The sequence below is a fragment of the Roseateles sp. NT4 genome (assembly GCF_051857475.1).
Lineage (GTDB): Bacteria > Pseudomonadota > Gammaproteobacteria > Burkholderiales > Burkholderiaceae_C > Pelomonas.
The window spans coordinates 74821-95908 of the sequence record NZ_JBPZGZ010000005.1 but is presented as its reverse complement, the minus strand read 5'-3'; the positions used below and the strand labels follow the sequence as shown (position 1 = coordinate 95908).

Genomic DNA, 21088 nt, shown 5'->3' with positions numbered 1-21088 from the left:
CCTTACTTGCTTGGCCGGCTCTGGCGCCGATTGATGACGACTCTTTTGGCCCGCGGTCTTCAGCGTTTGGTAGCGTTACCAGCATCCCTCAAAAAAAGAGATACCTGCTCCAGGCGCCTGCGTAATGTACGTTTTGGCCTCCCCGGTACTGCTGGGGTTTACGCGAGTTGATCAAGCGATGTGCGCAATCAACAACACCTGGAGAAATGACTCTTTCCGGGGTGGCCGGGCCGACTTGTTGGCTGATGCACAACCCATCGGGACGAGTCTTGGTAGCGATCTCAGCTCCTTTGCTGGAGATCACGCCGATCCGCGATTCCGTTCAAATTGACAACGCTGTCTACGATATCCGAATCTGGAAGCGGATTCAATTGCGGCCGCAGTCTGGTTTACCCGGAATGGGCCGTTTCGCCACAGCTTGGTGCCTCGATGCACCGCGCTGGGACTGCGCCCACACAGACCGACAACCGCGATCGCGTCAGGGCAGATCCAGGCGATAGCCCACGCCGTAGACCGAGGCGATGCACTCCTGCGCCGGCTCCAACGCCGCGAGCTTGCGGCGGATGTTCTTGATATGGCTGTCGACGACGCGGTCGGACACGTCGCGGAAGTCCTCATGGATGAGGTCCAGCAGCTGCGCCCGCTCGAAGACTCGCCCCGGGTGCTGCAACAGTTGGCGCAGCAGGCGGAACTCCACCGGCGTCAATGCCAGCGCCTGCTCCTGCCAGACGATGCGCTGGCCGGCCTCGTCCACCGAGAAGCCACCGCCGGCCGGCACCAGCGTCACCGGCGCCAGCCGCCCCTGGGCCCGGCGCAGCAGGGCCTTCACCCGCGCCACCAGTTCCCGCGGGCTGAAAGGCTTGCAGACATAGTCGTCCGCGCCCAGCTCCAGGCCCAGCAGGCGGTCCAGCTCCTCGACGCGGGCGCTGTTGATGAGGATGGGCACATCGCTGAAGGCCCTGACCGCGCGGCAGACCTCCAGGCCGTCCAGGCCGGGCAGCATGACGTCCAGCAGCACCGCCGCCGGCATGGGCCCGGTCCTCAGCCTCTCCAGCGCCAGGCGCCCGTCGGCCAGCCACTCGCTGCGGTAGCCGGCCGCCTGCAGATAGTCGCGCACCAGCGCGGCCAGCTTGGGCTCGTCTTCGACGATGAGGATGAGGTCGCTCATGTGTTGCTCCCCTCGGGTTTCAACGGCAGGGTCAGCACCATGGCCAGCCCACCGAGCGACGACGGTTCGGCACGCAGCCGCCCGCCGTGGGCCAGCGCGATGGCGCGGGCGATGGCTAGGCCCAGGCCCGAGCCGCCGAACGCGCGGCTGCGCGACGGGTCGACGCGGTAGAGCGGATCGAAGAGACGGTCCAGCTCCGCCTCGGGCACGCCGGGCGGCGTGTCCTCGATGCGGATCTCGATGGCGGCGCCCAGTGAACGCGCCGAGACCTGCAGCAAGCCGGGCGACTCGGTGTAGCGCAGGCTGTTCTCCAGCAGATTGGCCAGCAGCTGCGAGATGCGCACCGCATCCCAATGCGCCGCCGGCAGCACCTGGGGCAAAGGCGCCTCGACGATCAGGCCGCGCGCCTTGGCCCGCGGTGCGACGCGCTCGATGGCCGCCTGCAGCAGCGCGGCCGGCGCGACCGGCTCGAACTCGCAAGGCAAGGAGCGCAGCTCCGATGTGGCCAGCAGATGGAAGTCCTCGACGAGGCGGGACAGGCGCTTGATTTCCTCCTGCAGCGAGCCCAGCGCCGCCTGGTCCAGCGGCCGGATGCCGTCCACCAGCGCCTCCACCTCGCCGCGCAGCACGGCCAGCGGCGTGCGCAGCTCGTGCGACAGCTCGGCGATCCAGCGCTGGCGGCTGGTCTCCAGGCGCTGCAGGGCCGCGGCCATGCCGTTGATGTCGGCATGCAGGCCGGTGATCTCGCTGGCACCGCCACCATCGGCCGGTGCAGGCAGGCGCACATCGAACTCGCCTGCCGCGATGCGACGCGCCGCCGCCTGGGCCTCGGCCAGCGGCCTTGCCCAGCGCACGGCCAGCAGGCGGGCCAGCACCAGGGCGACGACGAGGACGCCGGCCACCACCACAGCCAGCCCCAGGTATTGGCGCCGCAGGAAGCTGGCGTCCACGCCCTCGGCCGGCCCGGCGCGCTCAGCCAGGCGCAGCATGACGACGGTCTCACCACGCAGCTTGACGGCCCGCGTCTGGCCGGGACGATTGAGCGTCTCGCGGCGGCCGGCCAGCGGCGTAAGTCCGTCGGGCGCGAGGACGACGACGCGCGGACCGAAGTTGGAGGGATCGCGGCGCGGCGGCGGTGGGTCGCGGCGTGCCTCGGGCGGGGGCGGGCGCCCCTCGAGTCCGGCGCGGTCGGGCGGGGGCGGCTGTTCACCCGGCGGGCCATCGGGCGGCCCTTCACCGCGGACTCCGGGCGGTCCTTCCGGCGGGCCACCGCGTGCCGACTCCACCCGCGCCGCATCCAGCCAGTCGCGCAGCACCGGCCGCCAGTCCTGGGGCAGGCCGCTGCGGCGCGACAGGTCGCGCTCGGCCGCTTCCATCAGCCGCGTCAGGTGCTCGCCGTCCTGGGCCTGCAGATAGTCGGTGAAGCCGGCGCGCAGATTCCAGACCACCAGGCCCGCCACGGCCGCGACGGCCGCCAGCGCGGTGGCGATGAGAAGCAGGGAGAGCTGGTGGACAAGGCGCATGCGCGCATCTTGCCCGCCAACTGTGGAGGCAGCCTCCACAGTTTCTCCATCGTCGGCCCATGCTCGGCGGGAATGCTGGCGGCATCACAACAAGGAGACCGCCATGCCGCCGCTCTACCGCTTCGCCGCCCTCCCCGCCGCCCTGCTGTTGAGCCTGCTTGGCGCCTGTGGGGGCGGAGGCGGCAGCTCTGCCAGCACCACGACCGCGGCCGCCGACGAAGCCACGGCCGATGCCACCGCCCTGCCCCCGCGGCCACCCGCCCCCGCATCGGCGCCAGCCCCCGCTCCACGCACGCCGGTACCCACGCTGGCCCAGGTCGGCGACCGCCTGTTCGAGGAGGCCAGCCTGTCGGCCAGCGGCAAGCTGGCCTGCGCGACCTGCCACGTCGAAGCCCGCGGCCATGCCGACGCCGCCGGCACCTTCCTGCCGCTGGGCGGCGCCGACGGCACCCACCAGGGCCTGCGCAGCTCGCCCAGCGCGCGTTATCTCGACCAGGCCGGCGCCTTTGGCTTCGACGCCCAGGGCCGGCCGCGCGGCGGCCTGTTCTGGGACGGTCGCGCCAGCAGCCGCGTCGAACAGGCGCGCGGCCCGCTGTTCAACCCCGACGAGATGGCCAACGCCGACGTCGCTGCGCTGGCCGCCAAGCTGCGCGCCCTGCCCTATGCGGCCGACCTGCGTGCCGCGGCCAGCCTGCCGGCTGCCGCCACCGACGAGCAGCTCGTCGACGCCGCCGTCACGGCCATCGCCCGCTATCAGACGGACGACGCCAGCTTTCATCCCTTCACGAGCAAGTTCGACGCCGTGCAGGACCGCCGCGCCACGTTCACCGCCCAGGAGCAGCGCGGCCTCAACCTGTTCAACGACCCGCAGCGCGGCAACTGCGCCAGCTGCCACGACAGCCGCCCGGCGCCAGGTTTGAACCGCGCCCTCTTCACCAACTTCAGCTATCACGCCCTGGGCGTGCCGCGCAACCAGAGCAAGGCCACGGCCGACCCGGCCTTCTTCGACCTGGGCCTGTGCGGCCCGCAGCGCAGCGACCTGGCCGGCCGGCGCGACCTCTGCGGCATGTTCCGCACGCCGACGCTGCGCAACGTCGCCCTGACGGGACCGTACTTCCACAACGCCCGCTTCGCGACGCTCGAAGACGTTGTCAGCTTCTACGCCACCCGCGACATCGATCCGGCCCGCTGGTACCCCACCGTCAACGGCCAGGTCCAGGTCTACAACGACCTGCCGGCCATCTACCGCGCCAATGTGCAGCAGGGCGCACCATTCCGCCGCGCCGGCCAGCCACCGGCCCTCAACGCCCAGGACGTCGCCGACGTCGTCGCCTTCCTGCGCACTCTCAGCGACGGGTTCACGCCAGGCCAGCCGGGTCAGTGAGGGGTCCGTTTCGCGGAAGAAACTGCTAGAGTTATGGAGAAGTAACTTGGTTACTTCTCCTATAGCAATTCCTTCCCCGGACGACCCGCCATGCCCTCACGAGCCGCCACCGCCCGCAACGACGCCGACAAGAACGAACCCCTGGTGGCCGACATCCGGCTGCTCGGACGCATCCTCGGCGACGTCATCCGCGAACAGGAAGGCCGCGAGGCCTATGAGCTCATCGAGCGCGTGCGCCAGCTGTCGGTGGCCTACCGCCACAAGCACGACAAGGAGGCCGGCAAGCGCTTCGACAAGCTGCTGAAGAGCCTGTCCGGCGAGCAGGCCGTCACCGTCATCCGCGCCTTCAGCTATTTCTCCCACCTGGCCAACATCGCCGAGGACCGCCACCACATCCGCCGCCGCGACGTGCACGAGCGCGCCGGTAGCCTGCAGCCCGGCTCGCTGGCCTACTGCCTGGAGCATCTCCACGAGGCCGGCATCCGCCCGACCGAGATTGCCGAGGTGCTCAAGCGCGGCTTCATCTCGCCGGTGCTGACGGCCCACCCGACCGAGGTGCAGCGCAAGAGCATCCTGGACGCCGAGCGCGCCGTCGCCGGCTTGCTGGAAGCGCGCGACCGTGCCGGCACCGAGCGCGAGCTGCGCGACACCGAGAACCTGCTGCGCGCCCGCATCACCCAGCTCTGGCAGACGCGCATGCTGCGCTACTCCAAGCTGACGGTGTCGGACGAGATCGAGAACGCGCTGTCGTATTACCAGTCGACCTTTCTGCGCCAGATCCCCAAGCTCTACGCCGAACTCGAGGAGCACCTGCCCGGCGAGCAGTTGCCCAGCTTCCTGCGCATGGGCAACTGGATCGGCGGCGACCGCGACGGCAACCCCAATGTGGGCGCCGCAACGCTCAAGCGCGCCATGCAGCGCCAGAGCGAGGTGGCCCTGCGCCACTACCTGACCGAGCTGCACGAACTGGGCGCCGAGCTGTCCATCTCGCTGCGCCTGACCGGCGTGTCGCCCGCCATGCAGGCCCTGGCCGAGCGCAGCCCGGACCAGAACGCCCACCGCATGGACGAGCCCTACCGCCGCGCCCTGACCGGCATGTATGCCCGCCTGGCCGCCACCCTGCACACGCTGACCGGCACCGAGGCGCTGCGCCATGCCGTCGCGCCCCAGGACCCCTACCGCACCCCTGATGAACTGCTGGCTGACCTGCGCACCCTCGAAGCCTCGCTGAAGAGCCACCACGCCGAAGCCCTGATCGCGCCGCGCCTGGCGCCGTTGATGCGCGCCGTGCAGGTGTTCGGCTTCCACCTCGCCACGCTGGACCTGCGCCAGAGCAGCGATCAGCACGAGTTGGTGCTGGCCGAGCTGCTGGCCACGGCCCGCATCGAGGACGACTACGCGGCCCTGGACGAAGAGGCCAAGCGCACCCTGCTGCTGAAGCTGCTCAACGACGCCCGCCCGCTGCGCGTCATCGGCGCCACCTACACCGACAAGACGCAAGGCGAACTCGCCACCTTCGAGGCCGGCCGCGATGCGCTGAAGCGCTTCGGCCGCGAGGCCCTGCGCCACTACATCATCAGCCACACCGAGTCAGTGTCGGACCTGCTGGAGGTGGCCCTGCTGCTGAAGGAGACCGGCCTGCTGCGCGGCACGCTGGACGGCTACGCGACCAGCGACCTCATCATCGTGCCGCTGTTCGAGACCATCGGCGACCTGCGCATCGCGCCGACCATCATGCGCGAGTTCTACGCACTGCCCGGCGTGCGCGGCCTGGTGGACCGCAGCGGCGGCGAGCAGGACATCATGCTGGGCTACTCGGACAGCAACAAGGACGGCGGCATGTTCACCTCGTCCTGGGAGCTCTACCGCGCCGAGATCGCGCTGGTGGAACTCTTCGACGAGCTCAAGCGCGAGGCGCCCATCACGCTGCGCCTCTTCCACGGCCGTGGCGGCACCGTCGGCCGCGGCGGCGGCCCCAGCTACCAGGCCATCCTGGCCCAGCCCCCGGGCACGGTGAACGGCCAGATCCGCCTGACCGAGCAGGGCGAGGTCATCGCCTCCAAGTACGCCCACCCCGAGATCGGCCGGCGCAACCTGGAAACACTCGTGGCCGCCACGCTGGAGGCCACGCTGCTGCACCCGACGCAGAGTGCACCCAAGGCCTTCCTTCAGGCCGCCCAGGAGCTGTCGGATGCCAGCTTCGCGGCCTACCGCGGCCTGGTCTACGACACGCCGGGCTTTGCCGACTACTTTTTCGCGTCCACACCCATCCGCGAGATCGCCGAGCTCAACATCGGCTCACGCCCGGCCTCGCGCAAGGCCACCCGCGCCATCGAGGACCTGCGCGCTATTCCCTGGGGCTTCTCCTGGGGCCAGGCCCGCGTCGCCCTGCCCGGCTGGTGCGGCTTCGGCTCGGGCATCGAGGCCTTCCTCGGCGAAGAACCCGCCCAGCGCGCCAAGAACCTGGCCCTGCTGAAGCGCATGCTCAAGGGCTGGCCCTTCTTCCGTGCCCTGCTGTCCAACCTCGACATGGTGCTGGCCAAGACCGACCTGGCCCTGGCCGAGCGCTATGTCGAACTGGTCGAAGACAAGAAGCTGGGCAAGCGCATCTTCGCCGCCATCCGCGAGGAGTTCGACCGCACCCAGGGCGCGCTCAATCTCATCACCGGCGACGACAAGCGGCTGGCCGCCAATCCGTCGCTGGCCCGCTCCATCGAGCACCGCTTCCCCTACATCGACCCGCTGAACCACCTGCAGGTCGAGCTGATGCGCCGCTACCGCCGCACCCAGGCCGATGACCCGGCCATGGAGCGCGTGCAGCGCGGCATCCACCTGTCCATCAACGGCATCGCGGCGGGGCTGCGCAACACCGGTTGATGCCGGCCCGTCAGGGTCGGTACAGGGCCAGCGTGTCGCCCACCACGCGCACGGTATCGCCGACGCGGAAGTTGGGCGCGTCGGCATAGACGACTGTGCGCTGCAGGCCGTCGTTCATGCGCACGACGACCTCGTACTGGGTGCGCTCGTTGTGGCGCTTCTGGATCTCACGGCCCAGCAGCGCGCCACCGACGGCACCTGCCACGCCCGCCGCCGTGCGGCCGTCGCCCTTGCCGAACTGGCTGCCCACCACGGCGCCCAGCACGCCGCCGGCCACGGTGCCGAGCACCCGGCCGTCGCCGTCGACCTGCACCGCATTGACGGCCTGCACGGTCGCGCAGTCATAGCAGGGGGCGTCAGCGCGGCGAACAGGGATATTCAGCCCCGCATAGGCATTGGGCACGCTGCTGCGCACCGTGCGGTCGCCCAGGCGCAGCTGCGCCGTCAGCGGCCTCTCGGTATCCACCCAGGCGCCGCGCGGCAGCACATAGGTGCCGGCATATTCGCCAGGACGGACTTCCTCAAGGATGATGTTGCGCGTCTCGCTGCCCTGCAGCAGCACCGAGGCCTGGCCGCCCGGCGTGCCGCGCACCGTGTAGCGCAGTGCTTCGGCGCGACCGCGCTCGCGCACGACGCTGGCGGCCTGGATCTCCGGCAGCACGGCCGCTTCGCCCGGCACCGGCCAGCCCGCCTGCAGCGACTCGCTCAGCAGGGCCGTCGTCACCCGGTTGTCGCGGCGCAGATTGGCATGCACGCGGGCATCGGGCCCGATACGGTCCGAGCGGCCCACGATATAGCTGCCCTGGTAACGGCCGGCACTGGTCTCATCCAGGCGCACCGTGCGCCGGCTGCCATCGATCTGCAGCAGCACCACCGCCCCCGGCGTGCCCCAGACGGTGAAGTTCAGTTCAGCGCCGGGTTCCAGCCGGTCGACCTGCTCGACGTCGAAGCCGGTCACGCGCAGAGGCGCCACCTGGCTGCTGCGCTGGGCCATGGCTGGCTCGGCCAGGAAGGGGGCGCCTGCCACCAGTGCGCAGGCCAGGGCTGTGGCCGAGAAATGCTTGGCGTGCTTCATTGCGCGCTCCTCTATATGTTGGGGACCCAAGTCTGGGCGCGCCAGGCCCAAGTCATGTGTCGGCTCCCGGCCCTGCTCTCGGTAGTCCTGGGCCTACAGCCCACCTGTTCGGGTGGCGCCGTGAATCTTCCCGCCCCAGGCCAGCCTGCCCGCCGCACGATCGCGTCCGCTGCTGGACGCGGCGCGGGCTGAAACGATTGAAACAAACACCCGGCCCGCCGCAGTCCCCTTGAAACACAGGCCCCGGAGGATGGCCGCCACTCACAGGAGCCCGCCATGCCCGACACCGCCACCCCCGTCGTCTGCCTGCATTCCAGCGCTGCCAGCGGCAAGCAATGGCGGCGCCTCGTCGCCGAGGGCGGGAACAGCTGGCAGTGGCACACCCCCGACCTCTACGGCCACGGCGGCCGCCCCAACTGGCCGGAGCTCATGCCCAGCCAGCTGTCCGTCGAAGCGAATGGCGTGCTGGCCGGCCTGCCCTTCGACAGCGACCAGGAGTTCCACCTCGTCGGCCACAGCTATGGTGGCGCCGTCGCCCTGCAGATGGCCCTGCAACAGCGCCATCGCGTGCTGTCGCTGACGCTGTACGAACCCGTCGCCTTCGGCCTGCTGCCGGCCCTGGGGCCCAACGAACCGGAGTGGGAAGAGATCACGGAGGTTGCCGCCGCCCTGGGCGCTGCCCTGGACCGCGGCAACGACTTCGGCGCCGCCCGCGGTTTCTGCGCTTACTGGCAGGGTCGCGATGTATGGCCCGACATGGACTTCGCCCAGCACATGCGCCTGGCCGAAGCCATGCCCACGGTGCGCCGCCACTTCGAGGCCCTGTTTGCCGCGCAGTGGAGCGACAGCCTGCTGGACCTGCTGCGCATGCCGGTGCAGCTCATCTGCGGCACCGCCACCCGCGCCAGCGCCCGCCGCGTGGCGCAGAGCCTGTCGGTGCGCCTGCCGCTGGTGAAGCTGAAGTTGCTGGAAGGCGCCGGGCATATGGCGCCGATCGGCGATGCGGCGCGTGTGAACGCGTTGATCCTGGAGAGCCTAGCGGCGATGCAGAAGGTGCCGGCGGTCTGAGTCAGCTTTTCGGCGCAGACGCCGTTCGGGGCGGCTCCAGCACACTGCGGCCGGCGGCCTGGCGCCACAACGCCGACAACTCCGCCTCATTGGCCTTGGCCTCGCGCATCTCGGCGCGCGCCCCGACCCAGTCGGTCTGGACCGCCATTTCGCGCTGCAGCTCACGCATGCCGGCCAACGCGCCGCAGCGCGACACCAGGGCTTCTTCGTCCGGGACCAACTTCTGAATCACGCGCTGCAGAGCGCTCTTCGTCCATTGGCCGACCGCCTCGTACTCCCGCGCCCGCCCTTCCCACAGGTTGCGCAGGTCGGGCCGCACCGGCAGCAGCGGCCGCGCCAGCGCGATGGCCATCGCGCGGTCCATCAGGCTGTCCTGCTGCCACAGCAGGTTGGCGGCGGTTTCACAGCGCTGCGCCACACCGGCCTCAGCCATGCCGCCGCGGCAACTGTCCAGCAGCGGGCGAGCACTGCGCCAGGGCCAGGCCGACACCATACCGATGATGAGTTGGGCCTCCGCCTGGGCCTGCAGGCCGGGCTTCTCGGTCTGCGGCAGGCTGAGCAGCAGGGCCTGAAGTTCCTGCTGATAACTGCGGGAGTAGCGCGCCTCGCTGGCGGCGCGCTCCAGGATATAGGCTTGCTGGCTGCGGCCCGCGCCGCCCGGTGCCTCCGCCAGCGCCAGCCAGGCCTGCAGATTCTCAGGCTCCAGCCGCGACCACTGCGAGGCCTCGACATTGATGCAGGCGCCGCTGGCACAAGGCCGCCTCAGCGCAAGGACGGTGACCATGGGATCGGCGGAACTGCGGGCGCGACGCTGCAGGCGGGCATTCGCCTCTGCGTCACTGCCCAGAATGTCGGCCAGGGCCTGAGAGCGCGGGTCGCCACGCTGCATCAGCACGGCGACCCAGCGCCGCACGACCTCGGCGGTGGCTTCGGCCAGCAGCTCCGTACCGACCTCCTCGCTCAACAGCATGTCGCGGTCGGGAGGAGGCGCAACCGACGCAGCGCTCGATGCAGCATTGACCGCCGCCAGCCACTGCCGGCGCTGTTCGGCACCGAAACCGCACCAGTCAGCCTTCATCTGATTCGCCAGCACGGCACGCTTGTCGACGACTTTGGTGACGAGGGCCGCCGGAGCCGCAGCTGCCACGCCTGCGGACGCTGGCGTGGCCATGACACGCGCCAGGACGGCCGTTGCCGCGCTCGCCGATGCCGCTGGCGGCGTCATGGCCTCGGCATCCGCGGCGATGCCGCGCCGGCCCATCCACATCCAGAGCGCCAGAAACGCGACAGCCAGCAAGGCCACGACCAGGACGCGACGTCTGCGTGCAGTCATGCCGTCAGCATAGCGGTGATCAGTGCGGCGCCGATGCCGGCACCGTCTTCAGATAGGCCTTCATGCGAGCCAGCTCGCCCTCGCGGGCCACCTTCACCAGTTGCTGGCCCATGTCCGAGAAGTTGGCGCAGGTGGGCTCGTCCATCCAGCGGTTGCCGTCGTCGACCATGGCCTTGAGCCCGCGGTCCAGCTCCTCGCGCGACAGCGCCTGCGGGCTGTGTGCCAGGCCCAGGCGCTCTTCCAGTGAATGCAGAGCACGGGCGTCGGTCGCCTCCGCCAGCATGCCGGGCATGCGTCGCGCGACCTGTTCGCAGAGCTGGCGCCGGTTGGCGTCCTTCAGCGCGTCGCCACGGCAGGGACGCATAAGCCCGAGCAGATTGCCGTCCAGCATGGAGGCCATGTCCGTCCCTACCGCCAGGGTCATGGCCCAGGCCTCGCCCACTGTGGGTTCAGCACCGATGACTTCGGCAACCGTGGCGCCGAGAGCCCGGGTGTTGATGGAAAGCCGCGATTTCTGTGCGAGCTGATAAAGGGCCAGGTTGACGGCGGCTTCATCACGTCGCGCAGCGGCATCGTTCACGCGCATCACGGACGGCCAGGCATCGCCAGGATCCAGCAGCTCCAGCCTTTCGAGGTTGATGGCGGCACACGCTGTCGGCATCGGGCCAGGGGGTGGCAGCTCAGGTACGACAAAGCCGCTGGCCGCCGACGCCGCCATACGGGCCTGCCATTGCTGGGCGGTGGGATAGTGGCTGCGGTAGGCGGCGTCCTTGCTGCAGGCGCGCACGGCCAAGCGGTAAGTCTTGACATCATCGGTCGACACCGCCAATTGGGCCGCCGCCTGGACGTCGCCGCGCAGTACCGCGGCCGCGACGCGCTGCCTCAGCGAGCCGGCATCCAGCCGCTTCAGCATGTCGGCCATGCCCTGCTCGGTCTGCCGATTCAGCGCCTGGGCCCAGACGGGCTCGGCCTGCCCCTCCGCCCGCTCCATATCGCTGCGACGCACCCGCCCGACGCCGCAAACGTCGACGAACTCCTTGTTCGCCTCGGTGCCGGCCCGGTCCGGCTGGGAGGCCGCCGAGGCCTGGATCACCAGGGCAGCGACGTCGGTCCCGCCGGCTGGACCGGATGCCGCCGACGACGAGGGCAGCGCGACCGCTGGCACGGGCGCCGTCACGGCGAGTTGCGCAGGCCGGCTCGCCCGCCAGCCCAACAGGCCGGCAGCGCCAGCCACCAGCAGTAGGCCCAGCACGGCCCAGCGCTTGCCCCTGCTGGTCAAGGCGGCGTCTCGTGAGTACGGCTCGGATCGCCGCAGGACAGCCTCAAGTCTTCTGCCCCGCCAACGCCTCACGCACCGCAGCCACCTGACGCCGCGACACCGCCAGCCATTCGTCGACATGGACGATGCGCACCGCCCAGCTGTCGGCGACCTCGGCAGCCTCGCTGCTGTCCAGCTCGCTGAAGGACGTCGGCGTGTGGCGTTCCAACTCACGCACGGCCCAGCGCGCCACCAGCGCATTGCGGTGCACGCGCAGGAAGCGCTCGCCAAAGCGCTGCTCCAGCTCGGACAGCGCACCATCCAGCACATGGCTTTCGCTGGCGGTGCGCAGGGTCACGTACTTCAGCTCGGCCTTGAAATACAGCACCTCCGTGATGGGGATGCGCAGCAGGCGGCCCCGATCGGTCAGGGTGACGAAGTCGGTGGTGTCGGGAGCCGTGGGCTGTTCGGCAGGTTGCTGGGCCTGGGCGGCCGAGCGCTCGGCAAGGCGCTGGGCGGCACGCGCCAGGGCGGCCTGCAGGCGTTCGCGGCGCACCGGCTTGGTCAGGTAGTCCAGCGCGTCGAGCTCAAAGGCCCGCAGCGCGTGCATGGCGTGGGCCGTCACGAAGATGATCAAGGGCATCGACAACCCGGGCTGGTCCACCTGGCGCTGGACCAGGCTGTCGGCGAACTGCAGGCCGTCGGCACCCGGCATCTGCACATCCAGCAGCAGGATGTCGCAGGCATGGTCGCGCAGCCAGGTGGTGGCCTGCGAGGCCGTGGCCGCTTCGGCGACCACCTCGCAACGCGGCTCCTGGATGGCATCGACCAGGCTGCGCATGCGCAGCCGGGCCAGGGGTTCGTCGTCGACGAGAAGAACGCGCAGGGCTGTTGTCATAACGGCACCAGGATACGCAAGGAAAAGCGTTGCGGGGTGGATTCGATGTCCAGGCGGGCGGCGACATCGTGCATCAGCTTCAGGCGCTGGCGCACATTGCGCAGGGCCAGGCCATGGCCGGCCGTGCGGGACGGCGCCCCCACGCTGTTGACGATGCGGATCTCGACCTCGGCGCCGCGGCGCCGCGTGCGCACCTCGAGCTCGCCCCCCTCGTCATTGGGTTCGACACCGTGCCGCACGGCGTTCTCCACCAAGGGCTGCAGCAGCAGCGGCGGCACGCCGGCGGCGTTGGCCTCGGGGTCCAGGTTCCAGACGATGCGCAGACGCGGGCCGAAGCGGATCTGCTCGATCGCCAGGTAGCGGCGCGCCAGCTCGACCTCTTCCGCCAGCGTGACCGAGGCGCTGGCGTCGGCCAGGGCGACGCGGAACAGCTCGGCCAGGTCCTCCAGCACGCTCTCCGCACGGGCCGGGTCGATCTGGACCAGGGCGATGGCGCTGTTCAGCGTGTTGAACAGGAAGTGCGGCCGGATGCGCGACTGCAGCTCGACCAGTTGGGCCAGCGCATCGGCCGGGCGTTGGGAATGCTCGCGCAGCTTGAGCCAGGACAGCAGCCCCGCCGCTCCGCTGGCGCCGCAGGCGGCGATGCTGGCGGCGCGCCAGCCGCTGACCGGGTCCATGTTGATCAGGTTCAACAGCCAGAAGCCCATCAGGGCGCTGACGGCGCCGAGCAGCATCAGCGCGCCCCATTGCACCGGCTCGGGCAGACGAGGCCACAACCGCCGGGCGGCACAGACGGCAAGCAGCCAGGACAGCACGGCAAACAGGGTCACCACCGTGCCGCTGGCCATCAGCGTCAGCCACTGGCCAGCGTCGCGGGCGACGACGGCCACGCCCAAAGCCAGCAGCAGCTGCACACCGAGCACGGCGCGCAGCACCAGGCCGACGTGGCAGACATCGAAGGCGCGCGTCGGGTCGAGCAAGGGGCCCTTGCTGAGCTCGGGCATTTCGGTGGCCGCGAAGCCCACCCATTGGGTGTGCTGCAAAGACTCGTGCCAGCCGCTGGGCGGTGTCGGCACGCGGCGCTTGAAGAAGGGCATGGCGTGGGATAGGGCCTGTTAACGCTATGGCAACGGGTCGCGAAGGGTTGGATTTGCTGGCGTTCGATAATCCCGGGCTGCGCATGCATTTTGCGCGCTGAATTTCGCCGCCCGCCTTACCTCAGTCATGTCAGACAACCAACTCGCCAACAAGTCCCAAGCCTGGTCCGCCCTGTTTTCCGAGCCGATGAGCGATCTGGTCAAGCGCTACACGGCCAGTGTGGGCTTCGACAAGCGCCTGTGGAAGGCCGACATCAACGGCAGCCTGGCCCATGCGGAGATGCTGGCGGCCCAGGGCATCCTGAGCGGCGAGGACCACGCGGCCATCCAGCGCGGCCTGAACGAGATCGCCGCCGAGATCGAGGCCGGCAAGTTCGAATGGAAGCTGGACCTGGAGGACGTGCACCTCAACATCGAGGCGCGCCTGACCGAGCGCGTCGGCATCGCCGGCAAGCGCCTGCACACCGGCCGCAGCCGCAACGACCAGGTCGCCACCGATGTGCGCCTGTGGCTGCGCGGCGAGATCGACGAGATTGGCGGCCTGCTGGTTGCCCTGCAGCGCGTCATGGTCGAGAAAGCCGCCGAGCATGCCGACGTCATCCTGCCGGGCTTCACCCATCTGCAGGTGGCCCAGCCGGTCAGCTTTGGCCACCACCTGCTGGCCTATGTGGAGATGTTCGCGCGTGACGCCGAGCGCATGCTCGACACCCGCAAGCGCGTCAACCGCCTGCCGCTGGGCGCGGCGGCTCTCGCCGGCACCAGCTACCCGCTGGACCGCGAACGCGTCGCCAGGACCCTGGGCATGGAGGCGTGTAGCCAGAACAGCCTGGATGCCGTCAGCGACCGCGACTTCGCCATCGAGTTCGCGTCGGCGGCCAGCCTCGTCATGCTGCACATCTCACGCCTGTCGGAGGAGCTGATCCTGTGGATGAGCCAGAACTTCGGCTTCATCGCCCTGCCCGATGCCTTCTGCACCGGCTCGTCGATCATGCCGCAGAAGAAGAATCCCGACGTGCCCGAGCTGGCGCGCGGCAAGACGGGCCGCGTCGTCGGCCACCTCGTCGGCCTGGTCACGCTGATGAAGGGCCAGCCTCTGGCCTACAACAAGGACAACCAGGAGGACAAGGAGCCCCTGTTCGACACGGTCGACACCCTGAAGGACACGCTGCGCATCTTTGCCGACATGCTGGCCGGCCTGACCCCCAAGCCCGAGGCCATGCGCGCCGCGGCGCTGAAGGGCCATGCCACCGCGACCGACCTGGCCGACTACCTGGTCAAGAAGGGCGTGGCCTTCCGCGATGCGCACGAGGTCGTCGCCCATGCCGTGAAGACGGCCACGGCCAAGGGCGTGGACCTGGCCGTGCTGACGCTGGACGAGCTCAAGGCCTTCGACGCCCGCATCGAGGCCGATGTGTTCGAGGTGCTGTCGCTGGAAGGCTCGTTGAACGCCCGCAATGTGCTGGGCGGCACGGCGCCCGCGCAGGTGCGCGCTCAAGTGGCACGCCATCGCGCCCGTCTCGCATGAGCACGCTGGCCTGGAGCGACAAGCTGGTGCTGAACCAGCCCACGCTGGACCACACCCATCAGGAGTTCGTCGAACTGCTGAACGCCTATGGCGAAGCGCTGGACGCCGGCATCGACGCCCTGCCCGCCTACCAGGCGCTGCTAGCCCATACCGAAGCCCATTTCGCGATGGAAGAGGACTGGATGGCGCGCTGCGGCTTCGAGGCGCAGAACTGTCACGCCAGCCAGCACGCCATGGTGCTGAACGTGATGCGCGAAGCCCTGCGCTACGCCAATGAGCTGAACGACCGCGAGCCGCTGAACATCCTGCGCACCGAGCTGGCGGGCTGGTTTCCCCAACATGCCGAGATGATGGATGCGGCCCTGGTCTTCACGATGGAGCAGCGCGGCTTCGACCCGGTGACGGGTGAGTGCCGCGAGCCGGCAACCGCAGGCGAAGCCCACAGCTGCGGCTCGGGCAGCAGCTGCGCCTGATTACTTCTTCAGGTACTCGAAGAAAGCCTGCGAGTTGCTCTCGCGACCCAGGAAGTCCTTGACCAGTTCGGGCGCGGGCTTTTGCGCGCCCTGGCCCAGCACCTGGTCGCGGTAGCGCTTGCCCACGTCGGCATTCAGCTTGTCGGCCGCAAACGCGGTGCGCAGATCCATGGCGACGACCAGGCTCCACAGATAGCCGTAGTAGCCCGCGCCGTAGCCGCCGGCGATGTGAGCGAAGCCGGCGGGGAACATGGTGCCGTTCACATAGCCTAGCGGCGTGGCGCCTTCCATCTTGGCCCACAGCGGCAGGGGCTCGGGCTTGGCGCTCTGGTGCAGGGTGATGTCGTAGCTTGCGTAGAGGTGCTGGCGGCCGAACTGCATGCCCTTGCCGTAGTGCTTGGCAGCCGTGGCCTGGTCCACCATCGCGTCGGGCACCGGCTTGCAGGTCGGGCAGACCTCCTGCATCAGCTTCAGCACCTTCTTGTCGTAGACCCAGTCCTCCAGCATCTGCGACGGCGCCTCGACGAAGTCGTGCATGACGGTGGTGCCGGCGGTCGACACATAGCGCGTCTTGGACAGGTCCACGTGCACCGAATGGCCCAGCTCGTGCAGCAGGGTCTCGACTTCATCCAGTGTCAGGCCGTTGCGGTCGAAGTTGACGACCAGGGCGGCCACCGGCGTGCGGCCGATGCGGGTGGCGCTGCCGCGCAGCGGCCAGACGGCGGCGTGGTTGTACTTGCCATCGCGCGGATAGAGGTCCACATAGAGCTGCGAGATGGGCTTGCCCGTGGCCGCGTCACTGACGACATAGGTCTGGGCTTCCTCATGCCAGAGCTTGTTGTCGATGCGCGTGTACTTCACGCCCATCATCTTCTCGATGACGTGCAGCGAGAACTCCAGGCTGGCCTGGGGCGGGAAGTAGGGGCGGAAGGCGTTCTGGTCGACGCTGTACTTGTCGCGCTTGACGCGCTCGCTGTAGAAGGTGGCGTCCCAGCGCTCGACCTTGGTCTGGTCGAGCGGCGTGCCCACGTGCTGGGCCTTGGCGGCGCGCAGCTCCTGCAACTCGGTCTTCTCGCGCTCGTTCACGGCGCCCGTCACCGAGTCGAGGAAGCGCGTCGCCGAGGCGCCGTTCTTGGCCATCTGGCGGCGCAGGTTGAAGTCGACATAGTTGTCGAAGCCGAACAGCTTGGCGTACTCGCCGCGCAGCGTGACGATCTGGGCCAGCAGGTCGAGGTTGGCCTGGCCGCCCTCGTTGGTCTTGGCCAGCCACATGCGCTGGCGCGCTTCGCCGCTCTCGGCCAGGCGCATCACGGGCACATAGCTCGGGTAGTCGACGCCCAGCAGGATGCGGCCCTGCTCGTCGCGCTTGGCCTTTTCCCACACGCTGGCGGGCACGCCCTTGAGCTCGGCCTCGGTGAAGGCGACCCGGGTGCCGGCGTCGCGGATGTTCTTGTTGAACTGCTGGTCCAGCTCGGTCAGCTTGTCCAGGATCTGCTTGGCGCGCTCGCGCTTGGCTGCGGGCAGAGCCACGCCGCTGTCCTCGAACTGGCCCGAGGCCAGGCGCACGAGTTCGGCGTCGATGCCGTCCTTCTTGGGCGCCTTCTGCAGCGCGCGGTAGACCTTCTCGTTCTGGCCGAAGCTGGAGCCGAAGTCGGCCCAGCGCAGCGAGCAGGCCTGGGCGGCGTCGCGCACGGCCTTGTCGGGGCTGACATTGAGGACGAAGTCGTTGGGGCCCTGGTTGTCTTCCAGGTAGACGGTCAGGTCGTCATAGGCGGCCAGCCAGCCGCCATCGACCTTGCGCTTCTCCAGCGCGGCGACGCGCTGCTGCGCGCCCTTGAGGCCGGTGTCGCAGCGGCTCTGCACTTCGGCCACCGAGCCGAAGGTCGGGAAATTGGGGGCGGGCAGCTTGGGTTGCGCTTGCGCGGCAACGGCGCTCAGCGCCAGCGCGGCCAGGGGAGTCAGGGCGAGTTTCATGGCGTCTGTCGTCAGCAAAAGGGGCGATTCTGGCCTGCCCGGCGGGGCCAGCCATTCGCCATACCGCGCAAACCCGCGCACGGCATGGCGACGGCTGGCACGCGGACTCAGAAGAAGCGGTATTCCGCGGCGAGGCGCAGCATGCGGCCCATCACGTCCTCGCGGTTGTCGGGAATGATCCCGCCCTGGCCGAAGTTGCGGTAGTCGATGGGCGGGCGCCGGCCCGTCAGGTTGCGCAGGTTGGCGCTCAGCGTCAGCGCCTTCATCGGGCGCCACGCGAGGTTGTAGTCCAGCCGGTTGTAGGTCGCCACCTTGCACTGGTCGGCGGTCAGGTTCTTGTTCTTGGCGCAGTCCTCGACGTTCCAGGTGGTGTCGTAGTAGTCCTTGGTCAGCGTGGTGCTGGAAGCCCAGAAGTAGGACAGCGTGTGCGTCCAGCTGCCCCACTCCTGGCTGGCCCGCAGCTTGAAGTTGAAGCGCGCATAGCCCCAGCGGCCGGCCAGGTTGTCGCCGTAGCGCAGGTCCGAGGTGCTGTACTGCTTGTAGCTCAGCAGATAGGTCGAGTCGAAGCTCAGGGCCAGGCGGCCCAGCGGGTCGCTGAACTGGCCGTTCATGCTCCAGTCGATGCCGCTGGTCTGGGTCTTGGCAAGGTTCTCGAACTGCCCGCTGACCAGGCTCAGCCGGCCCGCGAGCGGCTTGTACTTGGCCACTTCGGCCGCCGTGACGAAGGTCGGGTCGTTGTTGAAGTCAGGCGCGCGCACGATGGTGCCCGGCGCCTGCTGGGCCTCGGCGCCGAGCAGGTCGGCCGTGCCCTTGGTGCCGATCTCGTTGGTGCGCGTGACGGCGTAGTAGTCCAGCGTCGTGCTGAAGGACTTGAAGGGCTGGAAGGCCAGCCCCAAGTTGACGATGCGCGAGGTCTCGGGCTTCAGCCCGGGGTTGTTGCGCACCACGCTGGCCACGCCGCGGCGGCATTCGTCGATGTTGTCGGCGCGGGCCTGCAGCAGGGTCTTGTTGGGGTCGCTGTCGGGCAGCGCGTTGGCCTGGGCGATGAGGTCACGGATCAGGGCGCTGGCGGCGTCGCAACGCTTGGGGTCGCTGACGCCGTTGTCGAAGGCGGACTTGCTCGAGGTGGCACTTTCCGTCAGGTTGGGCGCGCGGAAGCCCCCTTCCACCGAGCCGCGCAGCATGAACTCGGGCACCAGCTGAGCCCGCAAGGCGAGCTTGGGCGAGAAGTGCGCGGCAAAGCCGGGGAACTTGTCCAGGCGGCCGGCCAGCTGGGCATTGAGCTGCTGTGTGACGGGCAGGTCGGCCTCCACGAAGACGGCGCTGAAGCTGCGGCCGGCATCCGCACGCACGGTGCCCAGGCCCACGATGTCGCCCGAGGCGGACAGCGCGTCCGGCGCGATCTTCATGCTTTCGTGGCGCAGCTCGAAACCGGCTGCGAAATTGATGGCTCCACCCGGCAGGCGGCCGTATTCGCCCGAGATCTTGCCGTCGACGAAGCTCTGGGTGACCTTGGCGTCATAGCCGATGGAGGGGAAGAGCTTGTCCAGCACCGCGGCGCTGTTGGGCTGGCCGATCTTGTAGCCATTGGGCTTGTTGAAGAAATCGGCGTCCAGCGTGTCCTTGTTGTAGTCGCCGATGACTTCCTTGAAGCCACTGTCGCTGAACAGGCCACGCTGGCGCTGCGTGGTCTTGCCGCCCATCACACCGGCCGCGGTCTCCCAGTCCCAGCCGTTCCAGTCGCCCTTCAGGCCGGCCAGCACGCGGTACTGGTCGGTCTGGACATGGTTGGACTGGCCATCGTCCGAGAAGCGGTAGCGGAACTCGACCTCCTCGCCGGTGTGGTTCAGCGGGTGTTGGGCCGGCAGACCGCGGTAGTAGAAGGTGCGGGCCGCATTGCTGTTGGGGTCACCCCAGACGACGCTGCCCAGGCCGGCGCCGTAGTAGTTGTGCGCGTTCTGGTAGGTGTTTTTGGTGTTGGAGTAAAGCACCTCCGAGAAGCCCTGCAGGTGCTCGGACATCTTCAGCTTGGCCGACACGATGCCGCTGACGCGGTCCGCCGAGGGCTGCACCGAGAAGCGGTCGTAGCGGTCGTACATGCACAAGGTGTTGGACGCGTTGAACAGCTTGCAGCCGGCGATCGGCCCCTGGCCGATGATGTTGCCCGGGTAGCTGTAGCTGGACGGCGTGTCGAAGCCGGGCGAGAACTCCTTGTAGGCCGGGTTGCTGTACTGCAGCACGTCGCGCCAGAAGAAGTCGCCACGGTGGTAGTAGTCGAGGTTGGCCAGGATGTTGAAGCCATCGGTCGCGAGGTTGCCGATGCCGCCCGTGATGGCGGCGGCCTGGTCTTTGAACTGGTGCGACTTCAGCGACTTCTGTGTGTTGGCACTGACCGTGAGGCCCTGGAAGCTGCTGCGCGTGACGATGTTGATGACGCCGGCGACAGCGTCGGAACCGTAGAGCGCCGAGCCGCCGCTCTTGAGCACCTCGACGCGCTCGATGGCGTCCACCGGCAGCGAGTCGAGGTTGGAGAACACCTCGTTGTAGTCGGCCAGCGGATAGGCCGCGATGCGGCGCGAGTTCAGCAGCACCAGCGTGGACTGCTTGCCCAGGTTGCGTAGGCTGGCGCCCGAGCCGCCATTGCCGAAGGAGTTGCCGCCGTTGAGATCGGACAGCGAGTTGCTGTTGAATCCCGGCAGCGTTTCCAGCAGGTCGCGCGTGGTGGCCACGCCGGAACGCTGGATTTCATCGCGCGTGATCAGCGTGATCGGCGTCGCCGTCTCGTCATCGATGTTGATGCGCTTGATGCGGCTGCCGATGACTTCCACCCGCTCGATCTGTTCGGGCCGGGGTGCCTGGGCGGCGGCGGTGAGGGGAATCAGGCCGGCCAGGGCGAGAGCACCGACCAGCGGCTTGAGTGTGTTGCGTTGCATGCGAATTCCTGGAAAGAAAGGGACGAACGCCGCCAAGACGCAGCCGCTGGGGCAGCGCCGGATGGCTTGAGATGAAAGGGGGGTGGTGACGGAGCGCTCGGCGGCGCTCAGGCCGTCACGGCAACCATCAACGGTGGGGACAAGTGCTGGCGGCAGCACGGCATGGCAGTTTTTCCAGCACGGGTTGAACGACCACGAAACGGCCAGGGGCGATGGCCCCTTCGCTGTTTCGCGCCGCTCCCGCTGTCCTCGGTACCTGAGAGATTCACGCGCCGGGGATGAGGCCCGGCGGCGTTTGCTCCTTCGGTGGAGACGTTCGCGGCCTGCTCAGGCCGCGCCGTCCCGCTCTCCAGCGTCGGCTCCTGTGACAAACCAGTTCTGGGCCTGAGCGTGTATGGGAGGTTGCGCCTTCGGCGGCGACCAGGGGCTCATTGTGTGAACCGGGCTGATCGCACTCTCCTGGGATGTCGCCGCGGACGATAGGGACCGCCTCCGTGGGTCA

Annotated in this window: 14 protein-coding genes and 2 riboswitches; of the genes, 5 read left to right on the top strand and 9 right to left on the bottom strand. The window is 69.0% G+C overall.

Features of this window, described 5'->3' with window-relative positions; genetic code table 11:
• Positions 1–478: 478 nt before the first annotated feature.
• Together ACS5PN_RS26405 and ACS5PN_RS26400 are read right to left on the bottom strand one after the other, a co-directional pair.
• Positions 479–1168 carry a response regulator gene (locus ACS5PN_RS26405; protein ID WP_439467019.1) on the bottom strand — a complete coding sequence of 230 codons (690 nt, stop codon included), beginning with the start codon at positions 1166–1168 and terminating at the stop codon, positions 479–481.
• Positions 1165–2691, bottom strand: coding sequence for an ATP-binding protein (locus tag ACS5PN_RS26400; RefSeq protein ID WP_439467018.1), 1527 nt, complete (start codon positions 2689–2691; stop codon positions 1165–1167). Before ACS5PN_RS26400 ends, ACS5PN_RS26405 begins: the two co-directional genes overlap by 4 nt.
• Before the next feature lie 103 nt (positions 2692–2794).
• Between ACS5PN_RS26400 and ACS5PN_RS26395 the strand changes: the two genes are divergently transcribed.
• Positions 2795–4075 carry a cytochrome-c peroxidase gene (locus tag ACS5PN_RS26395; protein WP_439467017.1) on the top strand — a complete coding sequence of 427 codons (1281 nt, stop codon included), beginning with the start codon at positions 2795–2797 and terminating at the stop codon, positions 4073–4075.
• Between the two features lie 90 nt (positions 4076–4165).
• Positions 4166–6952, top strand: coding sequence for a phosphoenolpyruvate carboxylase (gene ppc / locus ACS5PN_RS26390; protein WP_439467016.1), 2787 nt, complete (start codon positions 4166–4168; stop codon positions 6950–6952).
• A 10-nt stretch (positions 6953–6962) separates the two neighbouring features.
• On the opposite strand, the gene ACS5PN_RS26385 is transcribed toward ppc, so the two are convergent.
• Positions 6963–8027 (bottom strand): glycine zipper 2TM domain-containing protein, encoded by a 1065-nt coding sequence (locus ACS5PN_RS26385; RefSeq protein WP_439467015.1) that lies wholly within the window; start codon positions 8025–8027, stop codon positions 6963–6965.
• Positions 8028–8303: 276 nt separating this feature from the next.
• Between ACS5PN_RS26385 and ACS5PN_RS26380 the strand changes: the two genes are divergently transcribed.
• The gene (locus ACS5PN_RS26380; RefSeq protein ID WP_439467014.1) at positions 8304–9095 is read left to right on the top strand and encodes an alpha/beta fold hydrolase; all 792 of its coding nucleotides are present in this window, start codon (positions 8304–8306) and stop codon (positions 9093–9095) included.
• Position 9096: 1 nt separating this feature from the next.
• Here the strand turns inward: ACS5PN_RS26380 and ACS5PN_RS26375 are convergent, their stop codons facing one another.
• Genes ACS5PN_RS26375 through ACS5PN_RS26360 form a run of 4 tightly spaced genes read right to left on the bottom strand, consistent with a single transcriptional unit; the run spans position 9097 to position 13681 of the window.
• Complete coding sequence (locus tag ACS5PN_RS26375; RefSeq protein ID WP_439467013.1) at positions 9097–10428, bottom strand: hypothetical protein; 1332 nt, start codon at positions 10426–10428, stop codon at positions 9097–9099.
• A 19-nt stretch (positions 10429–10447) separates the two neighbouring features.
• Positions 10448–11707, bottom strand: coding sequence for a hypothetical protein (locus ACS5PN_RS26370; protein WP_439467012.1), 1260 nt, complete (start codon positions 11705–11707; stop codon positions 10448–10450).
• Between the two features lie 43 nt (positions 11708–11750).
• Complete coding sequence (locus tag ACS5PN_RS26365) at positions 11751–12584, bottom strand: LytR/AlgR family response regulator transcription factor (RefSeq protein ID WP_439467011.1); 834 nt, start codon at positions 12582–12584, stop codon at positions 11751–11753.
• Positions 12581–13681 (bottom strand): sensor histidine kinase, encoded by a 1101-nt coding sequence (locus ACS5PN_RS26360; protein ID WP_439467010.1) that lies wholly within the window; start codon positions 13679–13681, stop codon positions 12581–12583. The genes ACS5PN_RS26365 and ACS5PN_RS26360 overlap by 4 nt, the downstream gene beginning before the upstream one ends.
• A gap of 127 nt (positions 13682–13808) precedes the next feature.
• Between ACS5PN_RS26360 and argH the strand changes: the two genes are divergently transcribed.
• Positions 13809–15206 carry an argininosuccinate lyase gene (gene argH, locus ACS5PN_RS26355; protein ID WP_439467009.1) on the top strand — a complete coding sequence of 466 codons (1398 nt, stop codon included), beginning with the start codon at positions 13809–13811 and terminating at the stop codon, positions 15204–15206.
• Positions 15203–15679 (top strand): hemerythrin domain-containing protein, encoded by a 477-nt coding sequence (locus ACS5PN_RS26350; protein WP_439467008.1) that lies wholly within the window; start codon positions 15203–15205, stop codon positions 15677–15679. Before argH ends, ACS5PN_RS26350 begins: the two co-directional genes overlap by 4 nt.
• Here ACS5PN_RS26350 and ACS5PN_RS26345 read toward each other — a convergent pair whose 3' ends face one another.
• Complete coding sequence (locus tag ACS5PN_RS26345) at positions 15680–17653, bottom strand: M3 family metallopeptidase (protein WP_439467007.1); 1974 nt, start codon at positions 17651–17653, stop codon at positions 15680–15682.
• 107 nt (positions 17654–17760) lie between these two features.
• On the bottom strand, positions 17761–20586 hold the full coding sequence (locus tag ACS5PN_RS26340) for a TonB-dependent receptor plug domain-containing protein (RefSeq protein WP_439467006.1): 2826 nt from the start codon (positions 20584–20586) through the stop codon (positions 17761–17763).
• Positions 20587–20827: 241 nt separating this feature from the next.
• Positions 20828–20941, bottom strand: a riboswitch (glycine riboswitch).
• 8 nt (positions 20942–20949) lie between these two features.
• Positions 20950–21058, bottom strand: a riboswitch (glycine riboswitch).
• Between the last annotated feature and the right edge of the window lie 30 nt (positions 21059–21088).

Excerpts from the sequence above, each read along its gene's own strand:
- ACS5PN_RS26405 (WP_439467019.1), bottom strand. The coding sequence starts at position 1,168 with ATGAGCGACCTCATCCTCATCGTCGAAGACGAGCCCAAGCTGGCCGCG.
- ACS5PN_RS26400 (WP_439467018.1), bottom strand. The coding sequence starts at position 2,691 with ATGCGCCTTGTCCACCAGCTCTCCCTGCTTCTCATCGCCACCGCGCTG.
- ACS5PN_RS26395 (WP_439467017.1), top strand. The coding sequence starts at position 2,795 with ATGCCGCCGCTCTACCGCTTCGCCGCCCTCCCCGCCGCCCTGCTGTTG.
- ppc (WP_439467016.1), top strand. The coding sequence starts at position 4,166 with ATGCCCTCACGAGCCGCCACCGCCCGCAACGACGCCGACAAGAACGAA.
- ACS5PN_RS26385 (WP_439467015.1), bottom strand. The coding sequence starts at position 8,027 with ATGAAGCACGCCAAGCATTTCTCGGCCACAGCCCTGGCCTGCGCACTG.
- ACS5PN_RS26380 (WP_439467014.1), top strand. The coding sequence starts at position 8,304 with ATGCCCGACACCGCCACCCCCGTCGTCTGCCTGCATTCCAGCGCTGCC.
- ACS5PN_RS26375 (WP_439467013.1), bottom strand. The coding sequence starts at position 10,428 with ATGACTGCACGCAGACGTCGCGTCCTGGTCGTGGCCTTGCTGGCTGTC.
- ACS5PN_RS26365 (WP_439467011.1), bottom strand. The coding sequence starts at position 12,584 with ATGACAACAGCCCTGCGCGTTCTTCTCGTCGACGACGAACCCCTGGCC.
- ACS5PN_RS26360 (WP_439467010.1), bottom strand. The coding sequence starts at position 13,681 with ATGCCCTTCTTCAAGCGCCGCGTGCCGACACCGCCCAGCGGCTGGCAC.
- argH (WP_439467009.1), top strand. The coding sequence starts at position 13,809 with ATGTCAGACAACCAACTCGCCAACAAGTCCCAAGCCTGGTCCGCCCTG.
- ACS5PN_RS26350 (WP_439467008.1), top strand. The coding sequence starts at position 15,203 with ATGAGCACGCTGGCCTGGAGCGACAAGCTGGTGCTGAACCAGCCCACG.
- ACS5PN_RS26345 (WP_439467007.1), bottom strand. The coding sequence starts at position 17,653 with ATGAAACTCGCCCTGACTCCCCTGGCCGCGCTGGCGCTGAGCGCCGTT.
- ACS5PN_RS26340 (WP_439467006.1), bottom strand. The coding sequence starts at position 20,586 with ATGCAACGCAACACACTCAAGCCGCTGGTCGGTGCTCTCGCCCTGGCC.